The following is a 19,199-nucleotide window of genomic DNA, read 5'->3' as shown; positions in this document are numbered from 1 at the left end:
TCGTGACCATCGAGTACACAGGCAAGGGCGACCCGGCGCGCAGCCTCGCGCTGCTCTGGCGGACCAGCGACCGCGTCAGCCGTAAGGGCAAGCCGGACCTCAGCGTCGAGCGGATCGTACGCGCGGCCATCGAGGTGGCCGACTCCGACGGGCTGCAGGCGCTGTCCATGCGGCGGGTCGCCGAGAAGCTGGGCGTCGGGACGATGTCGCTCTACACCTACGTGCCCGGCAAGCCGGAACTGCTCGACGTCATGCTCGACACCGTCTACGGAGAGGTCGAGCGGCCCGAGGACCCTCCGGGCGGCTGGCGCGAACGGCTGTCGCGCATCGCCACGGAGAACTGGCGGCTCTACCTGCGCCACCCCTGGCTGCTCCAGGTCGCCACCTCCCGGCCGGTGCTGGGCCCCAACGTCACCGCCAAGTACGACTTCGAACTGCGGGCGCTGGACGGCATCGGGCTCACCGACGTCGAGATGGACGCGGTGCTCACGCTCGTCAACGGGTTCGTCCACGGCACCGCCAGAGGCGCGGTGGAGGCCGCGCAGGCCGAGTCGCAGACCGGGATGAGCGACGAGCAGTGGTGGGCCGCCCACGCGCCCTTCCTGGCCCGCATCGGCGACACCGCCCGCTTCCCCACGGCCGCGCGGGTGGGACAGGCGGCGGCGGAGGCGCTGGGCAGCGCCTACAGCGCGGAGCACGCCTTCGAGTTCGGGCTGGAGCGCGTGCTGGACGGCGTGGAGGCGCTGATCGGGCGACGCACGGCCTGAAAGCCGAAATCAGCCGCGAAAAAGCTGGAACCGGCCGCGAAAAAGCTGAAATCGGCCGCGAAGAAGCTGAAGTCGGCCGCGAACCGCCTGAGAAACCGGAAGCGGCCCCGCTCCGCCTGGAGAGGGGCCGCCGGGCCGTACCCGATGAGGGTCAGACGTGCGCGGCGCGGATGCGGACCACGTGCTCCACCAGCGCGATGAGCGTCGCCTTGACCGAGTCGCGGTGCCGGGCGTCCGTGCGGACGATCGGCACGTGCGAGGGCAGTGCCAGAGCCTCCCGCACTTCCTCCTCGCCATGCGGGAACTGCCCGTCCCACCCGTTGACGCCCACGACGAAGGGCAGCTTGGCCTCTTCGAAGTAGTCGATCGCGGGGAAGCTGTCGGCCAGGCGCCGCGTGTCGAGCAGGACGACGGCGCCGATGGCCCCGCGTACGAGGTCGTCCCACATGAACCAGAAGCGGTGCTGACCGGGCGTGCCGAACAGGTAGAGGATGAGGTCACGGTCGAGCGAGAGCCGGCCGAAGTCCATCGCCACCGTGGTGGTCTGCTTGTTCGGTGTCATGCCGAGGTCGTCGATGCCCGCGGACGCGTCCGTCATGACCGCTTCCGTGGTGAGCGGGAGGATCTCGGACACCGCCCCCACGAACGTCGTCTTGCCCACGCCGAAGCCGCCCGCGACCACAATCTTGGTGGATGTGAGGCCTGCGTTAGAGCCTGCACTGTGTTCATAGGCGTCGTAGGCCACTGAGCACCCTTTCGAGCATGTTGAGGTCTGGCTGTCCCTGGGCGAGACGTGGCTGGTGCAGGCGGACGAGTCCTTCGTCGGACATGTCCGCCACCAGCACGCGCGCCACACCGAGCGGAACCCGGAGCAGGGCCGAGATCTCGGCGACCGACCGGAAGGTGCGGCAGAGTTGCATGATCGCATCCTGCTCGGGCGTGAGCAGGGACAACTCGTCATCAGGGATCGACATGGAGGACACCAGGGTCTCCATGGCCAGGTGGTAGCGCGGTTCGGAGCGACCGCCGGTTACCGCGTAGGGGCGGAACAGGGGCTCGTCGTCCCCGTCACTGCCATACACGGGCCTGTCCCATCGATTTCATCGCATCACCGCGTCCTGGCTGCCTGGAGTTCCGCGCGCAGGGACGGCGTGAGTGCCTGGCCGGCGCGGTCGACGAGCAGCGTCATCTGGTAGGCCACCAACCCCATGTCGCAGTCGGGGGCGGCCAGCACGGTGAGCACGGAACCGTCGCTGATCGCCATGACCAGCAGCAGCCCGCGCTGCATCTCCACGACCGTCTGGGTGACGGCGCCGCCCTCGAAGACCCGGGAGGCGCCCACCGTCAGGCTGAGCAGCCCGGCGGACACGGCGGCGAGCTGGTCGGCGCGGTCCGGCGGGAAGCCTTCTGAGCTGGCCAGGCACAGCCCATCGGCGGAGACGACGACGGCGTGCGCGACTCCGGGAGTGTTCCTCACGAAGTCGGTGATCAGCCAGTCGAACCGGTGCGCCTCGTGGCTAAGGGTAGTCACGCTACCTCCCTAGCGGCAGGACGCTCGCTCACTCTTGTTCCTCCTGTTCACGTACTTCCGCACGACCGCGGCGCACACCCTGCTGGTAGCTGGCCATCCGGCTGCGGATGCGATCCGCGGACACGGGTGGCATCGGGGACAGCGGCTGGGCCTGCTGGCCCGCCGTGCCCGGCACCAGGTTGGCCTTGGGCGTGCGCTTGGGCAGACCGGCGGAGGTGAGTCCGCCGAGACTGGGGTCGCTGGCGGCCGCCGCCGCACGCCATCCGGCGTCGGCGGGGGTTCGCCACGTTTCCTCCCCAGAGGGTACGGCCTGCGGGGGTGCGGCCTCATCCCTCCTGGGCAACTCCTGGGCCTCCGGCGCCCGCTCGCCCGGCGCCTGAGTCCCCGGTGCCTGGCTCCCCTGCGCCTGGGTGCCCGGTGCCTGCTCCCTCGGCGCCTGCTCTCCCTGCGGCCGGCGGAACCAGGCCGACTCGACGGAGGCGAAGATCGGCAGGAACTCCTCCTGCCCGGGCTCCATCGGGGAGACGTCCACCGACGGCACGTCCCTGCGCCAGTGCTCGCGGACCGGCTCCGGCGTCCCGAACGACTGCCGCATCGGTGGCCGGCTTGCCGGGGGCGTCGGGTATCCGCCACCGGCCGGTGGCGGCACCGGCGTCTGCGGCTGGAAGGCGCCGGTGGCGGGCGGGTAGGCGGGCCGTACCTCGGCGGTGGGCTGGGGGACGGGGAAGGCCCCCGTGTTCTCCCTGGCCGGGGCGGGCTGGCCGGCGGCGGGACCCCGCGTCGGCAGAGGCCCGGAGTCCGCGCTGGGGTAGGACGGCTGCTCCACGCTCGGATACGCGGGCTGCTCCACGCTCGGGTAGGAGGGCTGCTCGGCGCTCGGGTAGGAGGGCTGCTCCACGCTGGGGTACGCCGGCTGCTCCACGCTCGGGAAGGCGTGCTCCGCGCCGGGATGGGCGGGCTGCTCCATGCTCGGGAACGACGGGTGCTCCTGGCGGCGCTGCGGCGGCTGGGGCTGCTGCGGGCCGCTCGGGAACGACGGGAAGGTCCCGCTGTCCTGCCGGAAGGCGCCGCCGTCGGTGTCGGCGGTGAAGCCGGTCAGCCGTCCGCGTGAGGCCGTGAGGTCCTGCGATTCGTAGCTGCCGAAGGAGTTGAAGCTCTGCGCGGGCGCGCCGAAGGCGGGCGCGGGCGAGGCCACGGTGCCGCCGCCGAAGGCGGGCCGCTGGGCGTTGGGCTGCGGCTGCGAGCCGTCGGGGATCAGCGTGGGCGGCAGCAGCACCATGGCGATCAGGCCGGCGCCCTCGCCCTTGCGCAGCTGCACGCGGATGCCGTGGCGCAGCGCCAGCCGGCCGACCACGAACAGGCCCATCCTCCGCGAGACCGACACGTCCACGACCGGCGGCTCGGCCAGGCGCCGGTTGGCCTCGGCCATCTCGTCCTCGGTCATGCTGATGCCCGCGTCGCTCACCGAAAGCAGCGCGCCGCCGCCCTCGATGACGCTGCTGGAGACGATCACCTGGCTGTTCTTGGGCGAGAACTGGATCGCGTTCTCGACCAGCTCGGCGACGAGGTGGACGAGGTCGTTGGCGGCGCTGCCCACCACGGAGGTGGAACGGTGCACCTTGACCTGGACCCGCTCGTAGTCCTCGACCTCCGACAGCGCGGCGCGCACGACGTCGACGAGCTTGGCGGGCTGGCTGCGCCGGCGGGTGGGCTCGTGGCCGGCGAGGACCAGGAGGTTCTCGGAGTTGCGGCGCATGCGGGTGGCCAGGTGGTCGAGCTTGAACAGGTCGGCCAGGCGGCCGCCGTCCTGCTCGCCCTTCTCCAGGCCGTCGATCAGCGAGATCTGCCGCTCGACCAGCGTCTGGGTGCGGCGCGAGAGGTTGACGAACATCGCGCTGATGTTGCTGCGGAGCTCGGCCTCCTCGCCGGCCAGCCGTACGGCCTGGCGGTGGACCTCGTCGAAGGCCTTGGCGACCTCGCCGATCTCGTCCTGACCCTCGATGTCGATGGGCCGCACCGCGCCCGCGGAGGTGTCACCGGTGATACGCAGCTTGCGCACCACGTCGGGCAGGCGGAAACCGGCGATGTCGAGCGCCTCGGTGCGCAGCCGCCGTAGCGGCGAGACCATCGAGCGGGCGATGACGACGGTGAACAGCAGCACGGCCACGAGCAGCAGCAGGATGGCGACGCCGGCGACGACCGCGCTGCGCACCTCGGCGTTCTTCAGCTCCAGCACGCGGGCCGAGAGCCGCTGGGCGACCTCGTTCTCCACGCCGCCGATGGCGTCGATGACCTTGCTGTTGTCGTCGAACCAGACGTTGGGGTCCTCGATGAGGTGGTTGCTGAAGACCGCTCCGGCTTCCTTGTTTCCCGCGAGCACGATCGCGCGGGCCTTGGTCAGCTCGGTGCCGTAGTACTCGGTGGGCGGAAGCGCGTTGCGCAGCTTCATGCCGAGCTCGACGCCGGCCTCGGCGCCGAAGTCGGCCTGGGCCTCAAGCTGGCGGGAGTGGGAGGCGATGAAGCGCTGGGCTTCCTGCGCGTCGACCGAGCGATAGCGGTAGTAGCCGATGAGCAGCTGGTAGCGCTGCTGGGAGATCTCCTCCTTGGCCCGCGCGAGCGCGCTGAGGCCGCGGTGGTAGCCGATCGTCGCGGCGTCCTGGGTCAGCAGGCTCAGCTCGTCGTGCAGGCTCAGCAGGGAGTCGGTGAGGCCGCGGTAGGCGGTCGGGACCTTGTCCGCGCGGATCTTCGTCAGGTTGAGCGAGGTCCGCACCATCATGACGGCGTGCTCGACGCGGGGACCGAAGTCGGCCATGGCGGTCAGGTCGTCCTGCAGGGCCTTGACCTGGTCGTTGACTTCCTTCTGGCGGGCGGTGAAGGCGCCCTTGAGCTCTCTGCCCGCGGCCCCGGCGGTGTACATCCACGTCCCGGTGTCACGCTCCAGACCGACGGTCTGCACGAGGTCGCGGATGCGCCCGCTCTGCTCGGCGGCGGCGGCCGCGCGGTCGTAGACGTTGACACTTTCGACGGAGGTGACCACCCGGGCGCCCGCGAGAACCACGCCGGCCACCGTGGGCACGAGGATGAGCGCCGTCAGACGCCATCTCACACGCCAGTTGCGCAGGCTGAACTTGGGCAGCGACCGCCTCGCGCGGTCCCGCCTCGCGGCGAGGCCGCTCTCGGAACTCCCCGTAGTCACTGCTTTCGCTACCCCTCAATCATCCCGTCTTCAACGGGTCGTAAACCGTCCACAAAGTATCCGCAGCAACTCACGTACCAGGCAAAACGGACACAATCGTTACAAATGTGACCGCAGAATGTGTGTTGTTGGTTACCGCAGTGCTGCAAGCACGAGATCGCGGACTTGCGTCCTCTGCGCACCGTCGCTGAGGGGGCGCCCGGCACGGTCTACCACATAGAAGACGTCCACCGCCTCCGCGCCGAGAGTCTCCACTCGGGCGGCGCGTACGTCAAGCCCACATTCCCCGAAAGCCCTGCCAATACGCCACAGAAGCCCCGGCCTGTCATGGGCTCTGACTTCCACGACGGTGGCGGTCGCCGAGGCGTCGTCCACCAACGTCACACGGGGTGGAGCGACCGGTACGCGAGCGGGTCTCACCGACCGGGTACGGCGGGCCAGACGTTGCTCTATGTCAAGACGTCCAGCAAGGACGAGACGGAGATCGGCTTCGAGCGTCGCGGGATCCGGCGGCGAGCCGTACTCGGGGATGACCGCGAACTCGATCACGGCCGTGGCGCCCGCCGCCGCCGAGGAGGCCGAGCGCACCACGAGCCGGTGCGCGGCGAGCACGCCGGCGGCGCTCCACAGCAGTCCGGGCCGGTCGGGGGCGACGACGGTGACCGCTCCCCCCTGCACGCGTACGGCACCGCCACCGTGCCGGGCCAGGGCCACCTGCGCCTCCGACAGGCTCGGCGGCCGGGGCGGCGGCGAGCCGGACAACGCGGAACGCACCCTGCGCACGAGGTCGGCGACCAGCCCGGCCTTCCAGGAGTTCCACGCGGCGGGCCCCGTGGCGTGACCGTCGGCGCCGGCCAGCGCGGCCAGCAGTTCCAGCACCTCGCGCGAGCCCACGGTCCCGGCGACCTTCTCGATCGTGACCGGGTCGTCCAGGTCGCGGCGGGTGGCGGTCTCGGGCAGCAGCAGGTGGTGGCGTACGACGGTGGCGAGGATCTCCACGTCGCGCGCGGGCAGCCCGATCCTGGCGCCGATGTCGCGGACCACGACCTCGCCCGTGGCGGAGTGGTCGCCCGGCCAGCCCTTGCCGATGTCGTGCAGCAGCGCGGAGATCAGCAGGAGGTCGGGGCGGGAGACCTCCCGGGTGTGCGCGGCGGCGTTGGCCGCGGTCTCCACCAGGTGGCGGTCGACGGTGAAGCGGTGGATGGGGTTGCGCTGCGGCCGGTGCCGCACGCGTTCCCAGTCGGGCAGCAGCTTGACCAGGACGCCCGCCTGGTCGAGTTCCTCCCACACCGGCACCGCGGCCCGTCCGGCGCCGAGCACCGCGACCAGCGCGTCGCGCGCCTCCTCCGGCCACGGGACCGGCATCGGCGCCGACTGCGCCGCCAGCACGGTGACCGTCGCGGGCGCCAGCGGCAGCCCCGACTCGGCCGCCGCGGCCGCCGCGCGCAGCACCAGCACCGGGTCCTTGCGCGGATCGGCGCCGCGCGCCAGCACGACCTCACCTCCGTGCTCGACCACGCCGTCGGCCAGCGGGCGGCGCCCTCGCGGGCTCGGGCCCGACACCAGCCGGTCGACCGCCCGCCAGGTCACGTCGAAGGCGTGCGCGATCGTGCGGCCCGCCTCCGCGAGCCGGCGCATCAGCGCCTCCGCGTCCAGCAGGCCCAGCAGCCCCGCCACCGCGTCCTGCTCCTGCAGGACCAGGCGGTCGGCGCCGCGTCCCGTGACGACGTGCAACGCGTGGCGCACGTCCAGGATGAACTCGTAGGCCTCACGCGCTCTCGGACCCGGCGCTGAGGCGACCCAGGCCGCCGCGACCGCCTGCATCGCCTGCAGGTCGCGCAGCCCGCCGCGGCCGTCCTTCAGATCGGGTTCGAGCAGGAAGGCGACCTCGCCGCTGCTCTCGGCTCGCCGGTCGGCGGCCACGCGCAGTTCGGCCAGGCGGCGGCGCGAGTCGGCGCGCCACCCGGCCAGCACCGCCTCCCTGGCCTTCCTGGTCAGCTCGGGGTCGCCCGCCACGTGCCTGGCCTGGATCAGCCCGAGCACGGCCTTGAGGTCGTCGCGGGCCACGCGCACGGCCTCGTCCACGGTACGCACGGAGTGGTCGAGCCCGACGCCCGAGTCCCACACCGGGTACCAGACGCGATCGGCGATCGAGGCGATGTCGTCGCGCCCCTCGTGCAGCAGGACCAGGTCGAGGTCGCTGCCCGGGGCCAGCTCACGCCGCCCCAGGCTGCCGACCGCCATCAGTGCCGTGCCCGCGCCGTCGCCGGCCGTACGGAAGAGATCCTTGAGCCAGCGGTCGGTGTCGGCGGCCCGCGAACCGCGGGCCGCGGCGAAGGAGCGCGCCTCTCCCCTCACGACACCTCCATGGTTTCCCGGCGAGTTCACAGCGCCTCGGGGCCCCGCTCTCCCGTGCGTACCCGGATGACCGTGTCCACCGGGACGGACCAGACCTTGCCGTCGCCGATCTTGCCGGTCTGGGCGGCCTTGACGATGACGTCGATCACGTCCTCGGCGTCGTCCTCCTCGGCCAGCACCTCCACGCGGACCTTCGGGACCAGGTCCACCTGGTACTCGGCGCCCCGGTAGACCTCGGTGTGGCCGCGCTGCCTGCCGTACCCGCTGGCCTCGCTGACCGTCATGCCCTTGATGCCGAACTGCTCCAGCGCGGCCTTCACGTCGTCGAGCTTGAACGGCTTGATGACGGCGGTGATGAGCCTCATGCGTCCACCTTCTTCGTGGCAGGGACCGGGCCGTTGGAGGAGACCACGCCGGAGGCGTGCACGCTGCCGAGGTCGTAGCCGGTCTCGGCGTGCGTGGTGACGTCGACGCCGGCGACCTCGGCCTCCTGGGAGATCCGGAAGCCCATGGTCTTGTCGATGATCTTTCCGATCACCCATGAGAGCACGAACGAGTAGAGACCCACTACGACCGGGCCGAGCACCTGCAATCCGAGCTGGCTGAGCTTTCCGCCCTCGATCAGGATGCCCTTGTTCTGGCCGGGCAGGAACGGGTAGGCGGCCACGAAGCCCAGCGCGACGGCGCCGATCACGCCGCCGACCAGGTGCACGCCGACGACGTCGAGCGAGTCGTCGAAGCCCGCCTTGTACTTCAGGCCGACCGCGTAGCAGCAGCCGGCGCCGGCCAGCAGGCCGATGAGCACGGCCGCCCAGGGGTCCACGAACCCGCAGGCAGGGGTGATGGCGACCAGACCGGCGACCGCGCCGGAGGCGGCGCCCAGCGTGGTGGCGTGGCCGTCGCGCAGCTTCTCCACGATGAGCCAGGCGCCCGCCGCGACGGCGGCGGCGACCTGCGTGTTCATGAAGGCGAGGCCGGCGGTCTGGTCGGGGGCGAGCTCCGAGCCGGCGTTGAACCCGAACCAGCCGAACCACAGCAGGCCGGTGCCGAGCAGGACCAGCGTCAGGTTGTGCGGCCGCATCGGCTCCTTACGCCAGCCGGAGCGCTTGCCCAGCACCAGGGCCAGCGCGAGGGCCGCGGCGCCCGCGTTGATGTGGACCACGGTGCCGCCCGCGAAGTCCTCGATGCCCAGCTGGCCCAGCCAGCCGCCGCCCCACACCCAGTGCGCGACGGGGAAGTACACGACCGTGGCCCACACCAGGGAGAAGAGCACCCAGGCGCCGAACTTGGCCCGATCGGCGATGGCTCCGCTGATCAGCGCGACGGTGATGATGGCGAAGGTGAGCTGAAAGGCGGAGAAGACCATCAGCGGGAAGTTGTCGGCCGCCGCGGCCTCGGGCGTGACGTTGCCTCCCGCCACGATGAGGTTCTCGTAGACCGCGTTGTAGACGCCGCTGAGCCCGAGGTAGTCGAGGCCGCCGACGATCTTGTTGATGAACCCGGTGCCGTCTCCGGCGGTGTCGAAGGCGAGCGAGTAGCCGTAGAGCACCCAGGCGACGGTCACCACGATGATGCTGACGAACGACATCATCATCATGTTGAGGACGCTCTTGGCCCTGGTCATGCCCCCGTAGAAGAACGCGAGGCCCGGAGTCATCAGCAGCACCAGAGCGGTGCACACCAGCATCCAGGCGGTAGTGCCGCTATCGATCATCGACGCGACCTCCTTACACATTGGCGACTGACCGGAACTGTCGCCCTGCGGGGTTTCGCGGCTCGACCAGGCGTGTTTCACGTGCGTGAATCTCCACGCCGTGGTGTTTCGCCCTTGTTTCGGTCTTCGCACAGCCCGCGTTCGGGATCGGAGGCGCGGACGCCCAAGCGGGCGCTAGGCCAAAACCTACTTTAATTATGGACAATCTCCCGTGAGGTCCATCACATTAAATTCGGACACCACGCGACTTTCCCTGCTTCGACGGCCCATCCGCCCCCGACGCTTAAGGCGCCGTTCACCGCCGTTTAGATAGGTTTGTTTACAGTAGAAGGCAAGATGCCTGATGAACGGGGAGTGTTCGCCATGTCCGCGACCTTGCTCGCGCCTACGGCCCGGCCACAGCACGACTTTCTTCCTGTCCCACCAACGGACACCGAAATTTCACTCTATTTTGGCCCGCAGCGCCGGTGGGTTCTGCTGGCCGTACCTTTGAGTCTGACCTTTACCGCCGGAACATTATTCCTCTTCTCCTTGCGCCACCCGATCCTGCTGCCCTTCCTGGCGGCGCTCGTGGTCAACCTGGCGGGCTGGCTGCTCTCCTACGTCGACGGCCAGCGCCAGCGCGCCACCACCTGGGAGTCGCATCTGCTCCTGACCAAGGGCTGGCGCCCGGCCCGGCCGCCCGGCGTGGACGTGCTGCTGCCGACCATGGACGAACCGCTGGAGGTGCTGGACAACACCTTCGCCCACGTGGCCCGCCTTGACTGGAACGCTCCACTCACCGTCACGGTCCTGGACGACGCCGACCGCCCCGAGGTGGCCGACCTGGCCCGCTCGTACGGCTTCGCCCACACCGTCCGCCCCGACCGCGGCCACCTGAAGAAGGCCGGAAACCTCAACCACGGCCTGTCCCTGACCGGCAACCAGGTCGTGGCGGTCTTCGACGCCGACTTCGTCCCGCGCCCCGACTTCCTGCACCACCTGGTCCCCTACCTGGAGGACCCGGAGATCGCCATCGCCCAGTCGCCGCAGTTCTTCGACACCGACCAGGGCATGCCGTGGATCCAGCGGACCGCCGCCGCCTCCCAGGAGCTGTTCTACCGGTGGCTGCAGCCGAGCCGCGACGCCGACGGCGGCGCCATCTGCGTGGGCACCAACGTCGTCTACCGCCGCGCCGCCCTCGACCGCATCGGCGGCTTCCCCAGGATCGACCACAGCGAGGACATCTACACCAGCGTCGCGCTCATGAAGCACGGCCTGCGCACCAAGTACGTGCCGGTCCTGCTGGCCAAGGGCCTGTCGCCGGACAACGTCGGCTCGTACGTGGCACAGCAGTACCGCTGGGCCATGGGCTGCCTGAGCCTGCTGTTCAGCCGCGACTTCCACCGCACGCCGATGGGCTGGCGGGTGCGCCTGTCCTACTGGAGCGGCTTCCTGTCCTACTTCGTCTCGGCGCTCAACATCGCGGCCATCCCGCTGCCCGGCCTGATCATGCTCTACGCCTACCCGCAGGACGTGCGCGCCTGGCACATGATCCCGTTCGTCGGCCCGCTGTGGGTGGCGCTGGTGCTGCTGCCCGCGGCCTCGGTCGGCCGCTACCGCTTCGAGGTCATCCGCGCCCAGACGCTCTACTCCTACTGCCACCTGTTCGCCATCGGCCACGCCCTGCGCAACCGGGTGTCGGCCTGGGTGCCCAGCGGCGGCGGCGGAGCCAAGCGCTCGCGCCTGGTGGTCACCATCACCCGCCTGGCCCTCGCCTGGCTGAGCGGAACCACGCTCGCGGTCTGGGCGGGCATCGCCTGGCGCGCCCCCGCCTATGGCTGGCACCACTACTGGGCGCTGACGCTGTTCGCCGCCGCGAGCACCTACATCGCCCTGCCGCTGATCCGCGACCTGTGGAGGTTCGTGCGATGAACCACCGACAGCGCTGGCCGGAGACACTGGCCATCACCACCCTGCTGGTCCTGGCCATCGTGCTGGCCACGGGCTGGGCCGTCCTGCCTCCCGTGATCCCGTGACCGGCCACCGCAAGGACGTCGACGGCCTGCGCGCGGTCGCCGTCCTGTTCGTCCTGGCCTTCCACGCCTCCGTACCCGGCCTGGGCGGCGGGTTCGTCGGCGTCGACGTCTTCTTCGTCATCTCCGGCTTCCTGATCACCGGCCTGATCGTGCGCGACCTGGCCGCGGGGACCTTCTCCCTCGCCGACTTCTACGCCCGCCGCGCCCGCCGCATCCTTCCGGCCGCGGGGACGGTCCTGGTGGCGAGCGCGCTGGCGGCGTGGCTGCTGCTGCCGCCGCTGCGCGCCGCCGACGTGGCCGCCGACGTCTTCACCGCCGCCCTCTACGTGGCCAACTGGCGCTTCATCGCCCAGGAGACCGACTACCTGGCCGCCGACCGCGACCCGAGCCCGCTGCTGCACTTCTGGTCACTCGCGGTGGAGGAACAGTTCTACCTGGTCTGGGCGCCTCTTCTACTGGCCGCGTTCTGGCTGGCCGGACGCCGGGCCGTGGCCGCCGCCGCGGTGCTGGTCACGGCCGGGTCGTTCGCGCTGTCGCTGTCCTGGGACGGGCCCGCCGCCTACCTGGCCTCGCCGACGCGGGCCTGGCAGTTCGGGGTGGGGGCGCTGGCCGCGCTGGCTCTGCCGTACCTCTCCCGCACCCCCCGCCTCCCGGCCGCACTCCTGGGTACGGCGGGAGCCGCGGCGCTGGCCTGGTCCCTGACGCTCGACGAGAGCGGCTATCCGGGAACGCAGGCACTGGTTCCCACGCTGGGGACGGCGGCGCTGATCCTGTTCCGCTCGCCGGTCTCGGCGCTGTTGAGCCACGGCTGGATGGGGGCGGTGGGGCGGCTGTCGTTCGCCTGGTACCTGTGGCACTGGCCGGTGGTCGTGTTGTTCGGCGACGGGCGGTCGTGGCCGGTCAAGCTCGCGCTGGTGATCGGCTCCGCGCTGCCCGCCTGGCTGACGATGCGGCTGGTGGAGCGGCCGGTGCGCTTCTCCAAGGTCGTGGCCGAGTTGCCGCGGCGCGGGCTGGCGGTGGGGACGGCGGCGATGACGGTCCCGGTGACGGCCGCGCTGCTGCTGGGCGGGGCGAGCGTGCCGCGCGCCGAGGTGGCCACCGCGGTGGTCGAGAAGGCGCCCACCGTCGACGCGGCGGCGGCGCGTACCGACTATCCGCCCTCGGAGGGGTGTGAGGTGGCGCTGACGACGACCACGAGCCCGCCGTGCCTGTTCACGCCCAGCGGCTCCGGGCGCGCGGGGGCGGTGCCCGGCAACGACCGCGTCGTACTGCTCGGCGACTCGCACGCCGGGCAGTGGTTCACGATGGCGCGGCGGGTGGCGCAGCGGCGCGGCTGGACGCTGGAGGTACTGACCAAGCCGGGCTGCCCGCTGGCCGCGCTGAAGGTCGTGGATCCGCGCCTGGGCCGGGAGTACCGCGAGTGCGACCAGTGGCGCGAGAACACCCTGACCAGGCTGGAGGGCGAGACGCCGCCGCGGCTCATCCTGCTGGCCTCGCTGACGGCCTACGCCGACGCGAAGGCCACGCTGAAGGGCTGGCGGCCCACGCTGGAGCGGTTGTCGCGGCTGGGGGCGCCGCTGGTGTACCTGCGTGACACGCCGCTGCCCGGCATCGACGTGCCGGCGTGCCTGTCCGGCAAGCCCGCCGAGTCCTGCGCCTTCCCCCGCTCGCGCGGGCTGGCGCCGGACCCCCTGGCGGCGGGCAGGCGGCCGGGCCTGTGGACGCTGGACGTCAGCGACCTGCTCTGCCCCGGCAACGGCCCCACGTGCCCGGCGTCGCTCGACGGCGTCGTGCTCTACCGCGACGACTCCCACCTGACCAACACGCTCGTCCAGCGGCTCGCTCCACGCCTGGAGCAGCAGTTGGAGGGGCTCGACCTGATCCCCACGGTGCTATGAGAATCCTCACCTGCCTCCTGCTGATCTGTGTCCTCGCCGCGTGCGGCGGCGGCACGGACCAGCGGGAGGTCTTCCGCGACGACTTCGACGGCCCTGTGCTCGACACCGCGCCCGGCACCGGGCGCTGGCGGCACGAGACCGGCCCGCCGGAACGCTGGGGCACCGGCGAGATCGAGACGATGACCGACTCCCCCGCCAACGTCGCCCTCGACGGCAAGGGCCACCTGGCCATCACCCCGCGCCTGGAGGACGGCCGGTGGACCTCCGGCCGCGTCAGGACGCGGCGTGCCGACTTCGCCGTCCCTCCCGGCGGCACGCTGCGGGTGGAGGCCCGCCTCGCGCTGCCCGCCGTCTCGCCCGCGGACGGCGCGGGGTACTGGCCGGCGTTCTGGATGCTGGGCGGGGAGACCGGCTGGCCGGCCGTGGGCGAGATCGACATCATGGAGGCGGTGAACGGCCGGCCGTCGGTCACCGGCGCCATGCACTGCGGCACCATGCCGGGCGGCCCGTGCCAGGAGCCGAAGGGCCTGGTCACACCCGAACAGCCGTGCCCCGGCTGCCACGGCTCCTTCCACACCTACGCGGTCGAGGTGACCGAGCGGTCCACGACCTGGCTGCTGGACGGCAGGCCGTACTTCACCTTGGACAGGAGCCTGCCGCGGGGCTTCTTCGTGATCCTCAACGTGGCGGTCGGCGGCGGCCTGCCCGGCCCGCCCAACGCGGCGACCGTCCCCGGCAGGCCGATGCTGGTGGACTACGTCAGCGTCACTACACTTAGGGTCGCCTAACCTAATTGACCAAGGAATCTCATCCCATGCGCCTGCCCGTGGCGATCGCCGCACTGCTGCCCGTCCTCGCCCTCGCCGCCTGCGGAAACTCCGCGGACCCCGCCCAGGGCGCCGGCTCCACCCGTACGGTCAGGCACGCCATGGGCGAGACCAAGGTCCCCGAGACGCCCAAGCGCGTCGTGGTCCTCGACACCGACAAGCTCGACACCATGGTCTCCCTGGGCCTCGCCCCCGTCGGCGCGGCCCAGGCGGCCGAGAACCAGAAGTGGCCCGCCTACCTCGGCGACGCACTCAAGGACACCAAGTCCGTCGGCACCCTCCAGCAGCCCAACCTGGAGGCGATCATCGCGCTGAAGCCCGACCTCATCCTCGGCACGAAGTTCCGCCAGGCCGCCTTCTACGACAAGCTCAGCAAGATCGCCCCGACGGTCTTCACCGAGAAGGTCGGCGTGACCTGGAAGGAGAACTTCACGCTCGACGCCGAGGCGCTCGGCAAGCCCGCCGAGGCGGCCAAGCTCATGTCGGACTACGAGACGCGCGCCAAGACGGTCGGGCGGAAGTTCGCCAAGCTCAAGCTGAGCATCGTGCGCTTCATGCCCACCGAGATCCGCATGTACGGCCCCGAGTCCTTCAGCGGCATCGTCGTCGGCGACGCCGGTGTCGGCCGCCCCGAGGTCCAGATGCTGGCCGCCCAGGAGGACAAGCGGTTCGGCAAGCTGAGCCAGGAGAACATCGCCCAGGCCGACGGCGACGCCCTCTTCTACAGCGCCTACGGCGAGGCCGCGGCCGCGTCGCAGGCCGAGGTCACCGGCGGGCCGCTGTGGAAGAAGCTCAAGGCGGTCACCTCCGGCCACGCCCACGCGGTGGACGACGAGGTCTGGATGCTCGGCATCGGGGTCAAGGCGGCCAACGGCATCCTGGACGACCTGGACAAGTACCTCACCGCGCTGGCGTGAGCCGTACCTCGTCTCCCACCCGCACGCCTCCGGGCCGCAGAACCCGGGCGTAGACCCCGGCGCACGGCTGCGCGCCCATGTCGAAGACCTCGACACGGTTGTGGCGGGCCACCGTGCGCAGCGCGTCGGTGTCGCGCGGCAGCCCGCCGTGCGCGAGCGTCGGTACGGCGCAGCGCGGGCTGGCCACGATGACCTCCAGCTCCGCCGCCCCGAGGTGCAGCCGGGCGCCTGCCCACGCGTTCTCGGGGAAGCCGTCGCCGGGCGTGTCGATCACGAGGTTGGGGCGGTAGCGAACCGCCTCCATGTGCCCGCGCGCGCTCAGCTCGCCGATGCGCCGCACGGTCGAGGTGGTGATGAGGTGGATCGGGGCGAAGTCGAAGAACGTCCCGGGCGCGGCGGCGGCCAGGTAGGTGATGGTGTGGCCGACCTCATGCTCGACACCCCGTTCCAGCACCTCTTCCGGGATCGAGCGCTCCAGTTCGGCCGCCGGGGGCGGTGTGTCGGCGAGCCGTACCTCGCGGCCGAACAGCCTGGACAGCTCGGCGTCGCCGGGCGGTGCGACGCCGTCGAGCGTGAGCAGGTCGCGCCACAGCCGGGGGTTCTTGGCACTGGCGACCTTGCCCGTGGAAACGTCGACGACGGCGCGCACCCGGTCTCCGGAGAGCCCTCGCTCAGTGATCTCGCCGGTGTCGAGGTCTTCCCCGAGCATCGACTTGACCGGATAGCGGCGCAATGCCCCCACAACACCGACAAGATCACTCATTTTATGATCTTACGGCGTGTGCGGAGCTTTTGCCGGTTTCCACAGCGATCCATCGAGCACCAGCGGCGCGCGCCGGGCCGTGAGGTGTCGAGAAACAGCAGGTAGCAGCGCTCGCCACCACACATGCGCACACGTTCGACACGATCGCCGGAAAACAACTCGATCGCGTCTCGTGCCACCGCCGACAGGAACTGCGACCCGGTCACCGGGTACGCCCACTCCCTGACCCGGCCGTCCCCCATGACGGGAACCGGCGGCGGCGCGGCGGCCAGCTCGTTCAGGATCGTGTGCGGCTCCGGCGGGTCCGCGTCGATCCTGACCTCCGCCACACCGGCGACCTTGAAGCCGGGGGCGTCGTCCTTCACCGCCTCCATGGCGAGCGACAGGATCGCGCCGCGCAGCCGTTTGGCGTCGGCCAGCTCGTCCGCGCCGGCCCGCGCGGGCCCGTCCACGCCGAGCCTCGACACGGCGATCCACTCGGCCAGATCGGCGGGCGCGTGCAGCCGTTCCCAGGGGTTCACCGCCCCGCTGAGCAGGAATTCCAGGCACAGCGTGCCCGCGTCGAACCTGAACCGCTGACCGTCGCCTCCGGTCAGCACCATCGCGCTTGCGCTCTCCACAGGAGCAGTGTAACACTGGACACCAGTTAAACCGGTGTAGCCAGAGGAGACGAAGATGAACGAGATCATTGAGCTGACCGAGCGTTCGTGGGAAGCCAACAGGAACGGCGACGCCGCCTTCTTCGACCGCTTCCTCACCGCCGAACCGGTGAGCGTCTCCCCCTGGGGCGTCATCACCGACCGGGAGGCGATCCTCAAGGGCTTCGCCGAGAACCGCAACCCCTACACCCGCACCGAGCAGTCCGGCCACCGCGTCGTCCCGCTGACCGAGGACAGCCTCGTCCACATCAGCCTGGTCGAGATCGACGTGCTCGTGAACGGCACCGAGAAGCAGACCGTGCGCTACCACGCCACGACGACCCTGGTCCGCCAGGACGGCGAGTGGAAGGCCGCCGTCTTCCAGGTCACCCCCGCCGGAGCCTAGGGATCCAGCCGGGCACCGCCCGCCGATAGTCCTCGTACTCCTGCCCGAAGGTACGGCGCAGCGTCGGCTCCTCGTAGAAGCGCACGAACAACCACGTGACGATTCCGACGAGCGCCGCGTACCCGAGCAGGCTCAGCCGTCCCAGCAGCAGGGCCTGCCCGACGATGGCCACCTCGACGGCCACGTACATGGGATTGCGGACGTAGCGATAGAAACCACCCACCACGAGGCGGCTCGGCGCGGCCACCGGCATCGGCGTGCCCAGCCCCTCGACCACGAAGCGGGCGAACGCCGGCACGATCACCACCGCCCCCGTCACGACCATGAGGCCGCCGAGCCCCCGAAGCGGCGGCCACATCGGCCCGAAGTGCCAGCCGGTGATCAGCCACGGCGCCACCCCGGCCACCAGCCCCGGCCCGAGGACGAAGAACAACGACGTCACCGTCGCCGCCACCGGCTTCCGCATCCGTGTCACCCCCAGAAGCGCCGAAGATGAGGGACGAGCTCGGCGGCCCGCTCGTCGGGGAAGAAGAGCCGGCCACCGTCGATCTCGACGACCTCCCGCACGCCGGGGATGGTGTCGCGCAGCCAGCGCGCCCATTCCAGGCCGAAGAAGACGTCACCCGTACCCCACACCACAAGCGTTGGCACGGCAAGCACCGTCAATTGCGGCTCGATGGCCACCATCTCCTTGGCGTCGATCCCGGCCAGGAGACGCTCGAAGGCCGGCCCGCCGCCTGGCTTGGCGAACATCGGGCGCAGGTACGCGTCCACGAGCGCCTCGGGGTCGTCGATCCGCTCGTAGCCGTCGCCGTACACGCTCTGGCCGATCAGGCCGGGGTGCTGGATCAGCGCCTCGATCAGGGGGACGAGTTCGCCCTTGGCGGCCAGTTCGACGGTGGGGCGGAAGGCCTCGGGCGGGGTGTTGTCGTGGACGTCGCAGTTGGTGAGCGTGAGGGAACGGAGCCTGTCCGGATGGCGCACCGCGAAGATCTGCGCGATGGCGCCGCCGGTGTCGTTGGCGACCATGTCGACCTGGCCGAGTTCCAGGTCGTCGCAGAACTCGGCCAGCGCTTCCGCCAGGCCGGGCAGCGTGAGGTCGTCAGTGATCGGACTGCCGCCGTGGACGGGCAGATCGGGTGCGACGCACCGTCGCTCGCCGCGTAGCTCGGCGATGACGTTGCGCCAGAGGTGGGAACTCGTGCCCACGCCATGTACGAACAGCGTGACCGGCCCCCGGCCCTCGTCGAGGTGGTTGAGCATGAACGCCTCCAAACAAACCGACTGTCGGTCTGGAAAATACCCGACTGTCGGTCGGTATGTCTAGAGTTGGTTCATGAACCTCAAGGCAGAGCGGGGCGCGGCCACCCGCGACCGGGTCCTCACGGTCGCGCGACGCCTGTTCGCCGAACAGGGCTACGAGGGCACCTCGATCGAAACCGTCCTGCAGGAGACGGGCCTGAGCCGGGGGGCGCTGTACCACCACTACTCGGGCAAGGACGCCCTGTTCGAGGCGGTACTTGAGCAGGTGGAGACGTCGGTCGGGGTGCGGCTGATGGAGACGGTCAAAGGGATCACCGACCCTGCCGAGGCCCTCGTGACAGGGTGTCTGGCATGGGTACGCATGGCCCGCGACCCGGCCATCCGCCGCATCGTGCTGATCGACGCACCGGCGGTTCTGGGGTGGGAGAGATGGCGAGCGCTGGAGGAACGGCACGCGTTCGGCATGCTGAAGGCGGCACTGAGGGCGACCGGAAGAGTGCCGAGAGAGGCGCTGGACGTGTACGCGCACATGCTGCTGGCCGCGATCAACGAAAGCGTGTTGCTGGTGGCGAGGGGGAACGAGCTGGAGGGTGCGGAGAGGGCGGTGGAAGACTTCCTTCACCGCCTCCTCCGCCCTTAAAGGCAAGGTCATCGCCCTTGGCGCGCTTCGCGCTCTTTGGTGCTCAGGCGTTTCTCCAGTCGAGCTGAAGCTCGACCCCTGAAGGGCCTCCGCTTCGCTCCGGGCGCCTCTCATAGGCCCCACCCCTTGCCCGGCTAGGTGGCAGGCCAGTTCCTGCCCACCCGTGCCGGTTGGAGTGCGGGCCAGTTGGGTGTCCTTGGCCCGGCTTGGTGGCAGACCAGCTCCCACCCACCCATGCCGCCTGGAGTGTGGGCCGGCTGAGC

The 19,199-nt window shown here is 70.8% G+C and carries 18 protein-coding genes; 7 read left to right on the top strand and 11 right to left on the bottom strand.

The window, feature by feature from the left end:
- Positions 1–2: 2 nt before the first annotated feature.
- Positions 3–767, top strand: a complete 765-nt coding sequence (locus tag ACIBKY_RS07575; protein ID WP_397095201.1) for a TetR/AcrR family transcriptional regulator — start codon at positions 3–5, stop codon at positions 765–767.
- Positions 768–918: 151 nt separating this feature from the next.
- On the opposite strand, the gene ACIBKY_RS07570 is transcribed toward ACIBKY_RS07575, so the two are convergent.
- From ACIBKY_RS07570 to ACIBKY_RS07540, 7 genes are all read right to left on the bottom strand, one after another.
- Positions 919–1,449, bottom strand: a complete 531-nt coding sequence (locus ACIBKY_RS07570; RefSeq protein ID WP_379620268.1) for an ATP/GTP-binding protein — start codon at positions 1,447–1,449, stop codon at positions 919–921.
- A gap of 43 nt (positions 1,450–1,492) precedes the next feature.
- On the bottom strand, positions 1,493–1,849 hold the full coding sequence (locus tag ACIBKY_RS07565) for a DUF742 domain-containing protein (protein WP_184965629.1): 357 nt from the start codon (positions 1,847–1,849) through the stop codon (positions 1,493–1,495).
- Between the two features lie 26 nt (positions 1,850–1,875).
- Positions 1,876–2,298, bottom strand: coding sequence for a roadblock/LC7 domain-containing protein (locus tag ACIBKY_RS07560; protein WP_184965631.1), 423 nt, complete (start codon positions 2,296–2,298; stop codon positions 1,876–1,878).
- A gap of 28 nt (positions 2,299–2,326) precedes the next feature.
- Positions 2,327–5,404, bottom strand: coding sequence for a nitrate- and nitrite sensing domain-containing protein (locus ACIBKY_RS07555; protein WP_397095198.1), 3,078 nt, complete (start codon positions 5,402–5,404; stop codon positions 2,327–2,329).
- 222 nt (positions 5,405–5,626) lie between these two features.
- A complete protein-coding gene (locus ACIBKY_RS07550; RefSeq protein ID WP_397095196.1) occupies positions 5,627–7,852 on the bottom strand; it encodes a [protein-PII] uridylyltransferase in 2,226 nt (741 codons plus the stop codon).
- 26 nt (positions 7,853–7,878) lie between these two features.
- Positions 7,879–8,217, bottom strand: coding sequence for a P-II family nitrogen regulator (locus ACIBKY_RS07545; protein ID WP_157250041.1), 339 nt, complete (start codon positions 8,215–8,217; stop codon positions 7,879–7,881).
- Entirely contained in the window at positions 8,214–9,566 is a 1,353-nt protein-coding gene (locus ACIBKY_RS07540) for an ammonium transporter (protein WP_397095194.1), read from the bottom strand. The genes ACIBKY_RS07545 and ACIBKY_RS07540 overlap by 4 nt, the downstream gene beginning before the upstream one ends.
- A 531-nt stretch (positions 9,567–10,097) precedes the next feature.
- Between ACIBKY_RS07540 and ACIBKY_RS07535 the strand changes: the two genes are divergently transcribed.
- The 4 genes from ACIBKY_RS07535 to ACIBKY_RS07520 all read left to right on the top strand — a co-directional run bounded on the left by ACIBKY_RS07535 (position 10,098) and on the right by ACIBKY_RS07520 (position 15,226).
- Entirely contained in the window at positions 10,098–11,480 is a 1,383-nt protein-coding gene (locus ACIBKY_RS07535; RefSeq protein ID WP_397095192.1) for a glycosyltransferase family 2 protein, read from the top strand.
- A 100-nt stretch (positions 11,481–11,580) separates the two neighbouring features.
- A complete protein-coding gene (locus ACIBKY_RS07530; protein WP_397095190.1) occupies positions 11,581–13,482 on the top strand; it encodes an acyltransferase family protein in 1,902 nt (633 codons plus the stop codon).
- Positions 13,479–14,270, top strand: a complete 792-nt coding sequence (locus tag ACIBKY_RS07525) for a family 16 glycosylhydrolase (protein ID WP_397095189.1) — start codon at positions 13,479–13,481, stop codon at positions 14,268–14,270. Before ACIBKY_RS07530 ends, ACIBKY_RS07525 begins: the two co-directional genes overlap by 4 nt.
- A 26-nt stretch (positions 14,271–14,296) precedes the next feature.
- Complete coding sequence (locus ACIBKY_RS07520) at positions 14,297–15,226, top strand: ABC transporter substrate-binding protein (RefSeq protein ID WP_397095188.1); 930 nt, start codon at positions 14,297–14,299, stop codon at positions 15,224–15,226.
- Here the strand turns inward: ACIBKY_RS07520 and ACIBKY_RS07515 are convergent.
- Both ACIBKY_RS07515 and ACIBKY_RS07510 read right to left on the bottom strand, forming a co-directional pair.
- Complete coding sequence (locus ACIBKY_RS07515) at positions 15,210–15,989, bottom strand: MOSC domain-containing protein (protein WP_397095186.1); 780 nt, start codon at positions 15,987–15,989, stop codon at positions 15,210–15,212. The two genes, ACIBKY_RS07520 and ACIBKY_RS07515, sit on opposite strands and share 17 nt — an antisense overlap.
- Entirely contained in the window at positions 15,986–16,609 is a 624-nt protein-coding gene (locus tag ACIBKY_RS07510) for a CGNR zinc finger domain-containing protein (RefSeq protein WP_397095185.1), read from the bottom strand. Before ACIBKY_RS07510 ends, ACIBKY_RS07515 begins: the two co-directional genes overlap by 4 nt.
- Positions 16,610–16,664: 55 nt before the next feature.
- On the opposite strand from ACIBKY_RS07510, the gene ACIBKY_RS07505 reads away from it, so the two are divergent.
- Entirely contained in the window at positions 16,665–17,033 is a 369-nt protein-coding gene (locus ACIBKY_RS07505; protein ID WP_397095183.1) for a nuclear transport factor 2 family protein, read from the top strand.
- Here the strand turns inward: ACIBKY_RS07505 and ACIBKY_RS07500 are convergent.
- On the bottom strand, positions 17,014–17,499 hold the full coding sequence (locus tag ACIBKY_RS07500) for a methyltransferase family protein (protein ID WP_397095182.1): 486 nt from the start codon (positions 17,497–17,499) through the stop codon (positions 17,014–17,016). The two genes, ACIBKY_RS07505 and ACIBKY_RS07500, sit on opposite strands and share 20 nt — an antisense overlap.
- Before the next feature lie 5 nt (positions 17,500–17,504).
- A complete protein-coding gene (locus ACIBKY_RS07495) occupies positions 17,505–18,296 on the bottom strand; it encodes an alpha/beta fold hydrolase (protein ID WP_397095181.1) in 792 nt (263 codons plus the stop codon).
- A 73-nt stretch (positions 18,297–18,369) separates the two neighbouring features.
- Here ACIBKY_RS07495 and ACIBKY_RS07490 point away from each other — a divergent pair, with 73 nt between their 5' ends.
- Positions 18,370–18,936 carry a TetR/AcrR family transcriptional regulator gene (locus tag ACIBKY_RS07490; protein WP_397095180.1) on the top strand — a complete coding sequence of 189 codons (567 nt, stop codon included), beginning with the start codon at positions 18,370–18,372 and terminating at the stop codon, positions 18,934–18,936.
- Positions 18,937–19,199: the final 263 nt, after the last annotated feature.

This window comes from Nonomuraea sp. NPDC050394 (assembly GCF_044459065.1).
Taxonomy (GTDB): Bacteria; Actinomycetota; Actinomycetes; order Streptosporangiales; family Streptosporangiaceae; genus Nonomuraea.
The sequence above is the reverse complement of the archived record's forward strand: the minus strand, read 5'-3'. Positions and strand labels throughout refer to the sequence as shown.